Source organism: Mesorhizobium sp. M7A.F.Ca.CA.003.01.2.1 (assembly GCF_003998945.1).
Taxonomy (GTDB): Bacteria; Pseudomonadota; Alphaproteobacteria; order Rhizobiales; family Rhizobiaceae; genus Mesorhizobium; species Mesorhizobium ciceri.
This window is the reverse complement of record NZ_RZRA01000959.1, coordinates 1-2092: the sequence shown is the minus strand read 5'-3', so window position 1 is coordinate 2092 and position 2092 is coordinate 1. Positions and strand designations below refer to the sequence as shown.

General features: G+C 63.8%; 2 protein-coding genes. Both read right to left on the bottom strand.

Annotated features, from left to right (window positions below):
* Positions 1 to 916, bottom strand: a 916-nt coding sequence (gene urtC / locus EN969_RS28250; RefSeq protein WP_127419589.1) for an urea ABC transporter permease subunit UrtC, incomplete at its 3' end; no start/stop codon positions are given.
* On the bottom strand, positions 913 to 2092 hold a 1180-nt coding region (urtB, locus tag EN969_RS28245; RefSeq protein ID WP_127419588.1), incomplete at its 5' end, for an urea ABC transporter permease subunit UrtB. The genes urtC and urtB, both read right to left, overlap by 4 nt.

The window sequence follows — 2092 nt, the reverse complement described above, 5'->3', positions numbered from 1 at the left end:
GCCCGCCGACAGCCGCCCAGACGACGACTTCAATCGAATTGGCCGGCTCGAATTCACCCGGATTGATGATGCCGACCTGCGGCACGTAGAGCGCGCCGGCTATGCCGGCCATGACGGCCGAGACGGTGAAGGCGAACAGTTTCACGTTCTCCGCCCGCCAGCCGAGGAAGCGCGTGCGGCTCTCGGCATCGCGTACCGCCATCAAGAGCTTGCCGTATTTTGAGCCGACGATCGCCCAGGTGACGAAGACGGCAAGTGCCAGCATCACCGCGCTGGCGGCAAACAGCGCCGAGCGCGTCGCGTCGGCCTGCACGTTGAAGCCCAGAATATCCTTGAAATCGGTCAGGCCGTTGTTGCCGCCGAACCCCATGTCGTTGCGGAAAAAGGCAAGCAGCAGCGCATACGTCATCGCCTGGGTAATGATGGAGAGATAAACGCCGGTGACGCGGCTGCGGAAGGCGAACCAGCCGAAGACGAAAGCCAGCAGGCCAGGCACCGCGAGCACCATGAGGCCGGCGAACCAGAAATGGTCGAAGCCATACCAGAACCATGGCAGTTCCTTGTAGTTCAGGAACACCATGAAGTCGGGCAAGACGGGATTGCCATAGACGCCGCGCGAGCCGATCTGGCGCATCAGATACATGCCCATTGCATAGCCGCCGAGCGCGAAGAAGGCGCCGTGGCCGAGCGAAAGGATGCCGCAATAGCCCCAGACCAGGTCGAGCGCCAAGGCAAGCAGCGCATAGCAGAGATATTTGCCGGTCAGCGCGACGATGTAGGATGGGATGTAGAAGGCGCTGGTAGGAGACACCGCAAGGTTGAGCAACGGCACGATGACGGCCACCGCCAGCAGGATGGAGATCGTAATGGCGATGCGGCGGTCCGCGCCGGCGGCAAAGAAGCGTCCCGTGATCATGCTTCCACCGCCCTCCCCTTGAGCGCGAACAGGCCGCGCGGGCGTTTCTGGATGAACAGGATGATCAGCACCAGCACGACGATCTTGCCGAGCACCGCGCCCGCATAAGGCTCGAGGAACTTGTTGACGATGCCGAGCGAGAAGGCGCCGACCAGCGTGCCCCACAGATTGCCGACGCCGCCGAAGACAACGACCATGAAGCTGTCGATGATGTACCCGCGGCCGAGATTGGGCGAGACGTTGTCGATCTGGCTCAGCGCGACGCCGGCAATGCCGGCAATGCCGGAGCCGAGCGCGAAGGTCAGCGCGTCGACCCACGGCGTCCTGATGCCCATCGAGGCAGCCATGCGCCGGTTGGCGGTGACGGCGCGCATCTGCAGGCCCCAGGGCGTGCGCTTCATCACGTAGAGCAGGATGCCGAAGACAGCGAGCGCGAAAACCAGGATCCACAGGCGGTTCCAGGTGATCGCCAACTGTCCGACATTGAACGAGCCCGACATCCAGGATGGGTTGCCGACCTCCTGGTTGGTCGGCCCGAAGATTGAGCGCACGGCCTGTTGCAGGATCAGCGAGACGCCCCATGTCGCCAGCAGTGTTTCAAGCGGCCGGCCATAGAGGAAGCGGATGACGCCGCGCTCGATGATCAGGCCAACCAGAGCGGCGACGAGAAAGGCCAGCGGCAGTGCGATGACCAGCGACCAGTCGAACAGGTCAGGGAAGGATGTACGGATCACCTGCTGGACGACGAAGGTCGTGTAGGCGCCGAGCATGACCATCTCGCCATGCGCCATGTTGATGACGCCCATGACGCCGAAGGTGATGGCGAGGCCGATTGCCGCCAGCAGCAGCACCGAGCCCAGCGAGATGCCGTACCAGATGTTCTGCCCGGCATCCCAAAAGGCCAGCGTCGAATTGATGTTGGCGATCGCGGCTGTCGCCGCTTGCCTGACCGCGTCGGTGGAATTCGCCTCGACCGAGGTGAGCAGGGAAACCGCATCGCGGTCGCCGCGCGCGCCGATCAGCGCGATGGCAGTGAGCTTCTCGGCATCCGGCCGGTCGGAGACCAGAACGGAGGCCGCACGGGCCTGTTCGAGCAGAGCCTTGACGCTGGCCACGGCCTCACCGGCGATCGCCGTATCGAGGGGGGCGATATTTGCGGCGTCAGGTGTCTTGAAC